Source organism: Streptomyces sp. MB09-02B (assembly GCF_033794485.1).
In the GTDB taxonomy this organism is placed as follows: domain Bacteria; phylum Actinomycetota; class Actinomycetes; order Streptomycetales; family Streptomycetaceae; genus Streptomyces.
In genome coordinates this window covers 1-4,373 of sequence record NZ_JARGEE010000208.1, presented here as the reverse complement: position 1 = coordinate 4,373, position 4,373 = coordinate 1, and the positions used below count along the sequence as shown (strand labels likewise).

At 73.1% G+C, this 4,373-nt stretch carries 4 protein-coding genes; 2 read left to right on the top strand and 2 right to left on the bottom strand.

All coding sequences use genetic code 11. The annotated features are described in order from the left end of the window. A partial coding sequence (locus P1P70_RS26110) for an LPXTG cell wall anchor domain-containing protein (RefSeq protein ID WP_319241824.1) occupies positions 1–231 on the top strand: 231 nt, incomplete at its 5' end. A 60-nt stretch (positions 232–291) separates the two neighbouring features. Here P1P70_RS26110 and P1P70_RS26105 read toward each other — a convergent pair. After that, a complete protein-coding gene (locus P1P70_RS26105; RefSeq protein WP_319241821.1) occupies positions 292–1,551 on the bottom strand; it encodes an NAD(P)-binding domain-containing protein in 1,260 nt (419 codons plus the stop codon). Continuing rightward, entirely contained in the window at positions 1,551–2,930 is a 1,380-nt protein-coding gene (locus tag P1P70_RS26100; protein ID WP_319241819.1) for an ATP-grasp domain-containing protein, read from the bottom strand. Before P1P70_RS26100 ends, P1P70_RS26105 begins: the two co-directional genes overlap by 1 nt. 173 nt (positions 2,931–3,103) lie before the next feature. On the opposite strand from P1P70_RS26100, the gene P1P70_RS26095 reads away from it, so the two are divergent. Further along, the coding region (locus tag P1P70_RS26095) for a glycoside hydrolase family 26 protein (RefSeq protein ID WP_319241817.1) at positions 3,104–4,373 on the top strand (1,270 nt) is incomplete at its 3' end.

Below are 4,373 nucleotides of genomic sequence, written 5' to 3'. Positions count from 1 at the left end.
AAGCCTCCGCACTCCACGCACCCGCCGACCAAGCCCCCGCACTCCACGCACCCGCCGACGAAGCCGCCGCACTCCACGCACCCGCCGACGACGCCGCCCACCAAGCCGCCCACGCTCCCCGAAACCGGCAGCGACCGTGAGGCGCTCCTCGCCGCCGGGGCCGCGAGCGTCGCGCTGATCGCGGGTGGGGCCATCGTGTACCGGCGGGGCCGGGCCGCATCCGGCCGATGACGGGACGGTGAGTCGCTCCGGGTGCCGGGGGCGCGCCGCGCCGCCCGGCACCCGAGCCCGTCACGACCCGGCGGTGGAAGCCAGGCCGGCCCGCGCCCCCGGCACCGGGACCCGCCCGCCGGGCACCCCCGCGCGCAGTCGCCGCCGTACCCCTCGTACGAGCGTGGGCGCCGTGAACGACGCGCCATGCACGAAACGCATCGCGGGGCCGAAGCCGGCGGCGGTGGTCAGGCCCGCGAGGAACAGACCGGGGACCGTGGACTCGAAGTCCCGCCCGACCGCGGGCGAGCCGTCGGACAGGGGCACGAGGTCCGCGCGAACCTCCGGCGCCAGCAGGTCCAGCCGGTCGCAGCCGGCCCGGAATCCCGTGGCTGCGATGACGTGTTCGGTGTCCAGCGACGTCAGCGCACCGTCCCGGCCCACCGTCTCCAGGCGGACGGCGCCGCCCGTCTCGTACGCCACCGCGACCTCCTGACCGAGCCGTACCTCGACGGTGCGCTCGACACGGTCGCGCACCCACCAGGCGCCCGCCGGTCCCAGTGCCTCGGCGGCGACCCGCACGCGTCTCGCCTCGGGCAGGCGGCGGAACCAGTCGGGTCGCTCCGCGTAGAACCAGTTGCGCCAGCCGCAACCCAGGCCGCTGTGCGGGGAGCGGACCGAGCGCCGTAGCGGGCGTACAAGCGGGGGCGGGACGTCGTTCCAGCGGAGGATGGGCGAGCGGGCCAACACCCTTGCCCGGGTGCCCTGTTCGGCAAGGAGTGCGGCAGTCTCCAGGGCCGCCTGGCCGCCGCCGACCACCGTGACGTCCAGGTCCCGGAAACGGCCGAGGTCGTGGTGGTGGCTGCTGTGGGAGACCCGCTCTCTGGACAACTCGCGCAACACGGCCGGGACTTCGACGAAGGGGATCACACCGACGGCGAGGACCACCGTGCGGCCGCGTACCACCTCGCCGTCGGCCAGGACCGCCTCGAAACCGCCGCAGCGACGCTGAACGCGTGCCACCATCCGTTCGTCGACGGGTGGAACGGCGTTGCGGGCGAACCACAGGCCGTACGAGGCGAAGGTGCCGACCGGGATCGGCAGGCCGTGACGGGCCTCGACGCCCCGCTGCGCGCAGTACACCTCCAGACGCCAACGCCCCTCGGGATCGGAGAGGTTGGAGGCCCACGGCTCGGACTTGAGGAACATGCCGGACGGCATGTGGTCGCGCCAGGACGCCATGGGACGGCCGAGGACGCGCAGGCTGAGCCCGGCGGCCGCGGCATGGGACGCGATGGACAGGCCGTACGGGCCGGCGCCCACCACCAGCAGGTCGTACATCAGGCGCTGCTCGCTTTCTCGTTCTCGGCGCGCTTCTCGGCGCGGATCGCGGTGCGGTTGTCGGTTCGGTGCTCGGGGGCGCGGTGGTCGGGAGCGTGCCCGTCGGGGAAGCGGTCGTCGGGGAAGCGGTTGTCGGGGGAGCGGTCGGCGGGGGAGCCGTCGTGCCGTCCGGGAGGGGGTGTGCGGGGCGCCAGCAGTCGGCCGAGCGCGTGCCGGGGCCACAGCGACCACAGCGCGAGGCCGGGGGCGCGGTCGTCCCGCGCGTACCAGGCCAGCTCGCGTGCACCCGGCCGGGACGGCGGGCAGGGGAGCGGGTGGGGGCGCAGCGCGGTCAGCGGCGCGTAGTTCTCCACGACGAAGGTCCGGCCCGGCACCGGCGCCCCGTCCGGCACCCGACGGCCGGTCAGGTCCAGATGCAGGGCGCGGACCACATCGACACCGGCGGTGTCCGTGAACAGCCGGAACTGGGCGCCGGGACGGGGGTTGAAGTCGAGCAGGTGGTAGAGGTCGGTCCGGCCCTCGCGGCGGAAGTCGAGGTCGAACACGCCCCGATAGCCGAGCGCGCCGGTCAAGCGCTCGGCCAGGGCCTGGACCTGCGGGTTCGGGGTCCAGCGGCCCACGGTCGTCAGACCCGCGCCGGGCGGCCAGGCGCCCAACTTACGGCCGGGCCCGCCGGAGCGCACGACGCCGGCGTGGTCCACGTAGCCGTGGAAGAACCAGTCGCGGTCCAGACCCGGCGGCAGGAAGGCCTGGAGCAGCAGCCGGCTGCCCGCCTGCGCCGAGCGCCGGTACAGGACCGCCGCCTCCCCGGCCGAGCGCACCACCACCGTGCTGCGCAGTCCGGTGCCGGCGGGCAGCAGCCACGGACGGCTCCACTTGGCCACCACCGGCAGGCCCAGCTCGCGGGCTGCGGCCTCGGCCTCCGCCGCGCTGTCGGGAATCGTGGTCGTCGGGTGAGGGACGCCCAGACGCGCGCACAGCGCGGCGAGTTCGGCTTTGTCGGCCACCTGTTCGGTGAGGGTGGGTGGCCCGTCCGGTAGCAGGAAACGGTCCGTCAGGTCCGCGCGTAGCCTCGCGACGGCCACCGCGCTCGCGTCGTCCAGGGCGACCAGGACGGCCCGTCGGCCGACCCGGTCCGCCACCCGGCCGAGGACGCCCGCGAACTCGTCGGGACAGGCCCCCGGACGGGGCGGGGTGTGGATCGCGCGGAGGAACCGTGAGCTGCGTACGGGGCTCGCCGCGCAGTCGGCGACCAGATGCACCTCGACCCCGGCCCGGCCCAAGGACCGTACGGCGCCCAGGGTTCCGTGGTGGAAGGGATTACGGTCCGTCCGCAGCAATACGGTCGGAACGCGGATGTCGAGCTGAGGCACATTCATTTCGTCGGGGTCCTCGCACATTTCTTTGACGTCGGGTCACCCGTGCGGGCGATTCGGGCACCCGAAGGCCGGAGCCCCGGCTGGCGGCATTCATATTCGTATGACTGATTGTCAGTAGGTGGAAATCGGCGGCGGAAAGCAGTGAAGTGAAGAAAGCGGAGAGGGGAGCGGACATGGCTCCACAACAGCGGCGGCACCGGCACAGGAGGCTCCGCGGCAGACGGCTGGCGCTCGTCGCGGCCGGCGTGGTCGCGACGTACGCGCTCGCGTCGGTCCCGGTGTACGCCGTGGGCACGCGGCTCGTGGTCCGGGTGACCGACCCACCGGCGCCGGCGGCCCCGGCCACCCCCACGACTCCCACCAGCCCAACGGCCCCGGCCGCCACGGCTTCGCCCGTCCCCACGGCTCCGGCCGCGCCGACGGCACCCCTCGTCCCGAACGCGTCCGTCGCGCCGCAGAGCCCCTCGCCCCTGCCGGCCACTCCCTCCGAGACCCCGAAGCCTCCCGAGCAGCTGCCGGCCATGGGCGCCTATCTGCACTACGGGCCCCGCGGCGTCGCCCGGATCGCCGAGCTGAGCGATTGGCTGGGCGGCTCCGACCTGCGGGTTGCGCACACCTATCTGCCGGGTGACCGCTGGTCCAACATCGAGGGACTGCCCGGCTTCCTGGACTCCTGGGCGCAGTGGCGGCGCGACGAGGACGACCGGATGTTCGTCCTCAACGTGCCCATGATGGAGCGCAACGAGGAGGGCGTCTCCGACTGGGAGGTCCGCGCGCTGCTGCGCCGCGCCGCCGCCGGTCAGTTCGACCACCACTACCGCCGACTCGCGGAGCGGCTGGTCGAGTTGAAGATCCCGGACACGGTGATCGTGCTCGGCTGGGAGATGAACGGCATCACGTACACGCATCGCTGCGGGCCCGACCCGGAGAGCTGGAAGAAGTACTGGAACAGGATCGTCACCACGATGCGCGCGGTGCCGGGCCAGAAATTCACCTTCGACTGGACCCCGAACCGTGGCCGGGACGCCATTCCTTGGACGCGGTGTTATCCGGGGGACGACACCGTCGACATCATCGGCATGGACTCCTACGACCAGCCGCGCGGGATCACCTTCGACGAGCAGGTGAGCGAACCGTACGGCTTGCAGGCACACGTCGATTTCGCCAAGGCGCACAAAAAGCCCATCTCCTATGCGGAATGGGGACTCTTCCGCAACGGCGACAATCCGGAGTACATGCGGCGCATGCTCGCCTGGATGGACGAGCACAAGCCGCTCTACAACACGCTCACCGACTACTGCCCGCACGGTGTCTGGCAGTGCGCGAGCAACCCGAAGGCGGCCCAGGTGTACCGGTCGATGCTCTTCGGCCGCGACACGCCCGCGACCGCCACCCCGAAGCCGACACCCACGCCCACCCCGACACCCACGCCCACCCCGACGC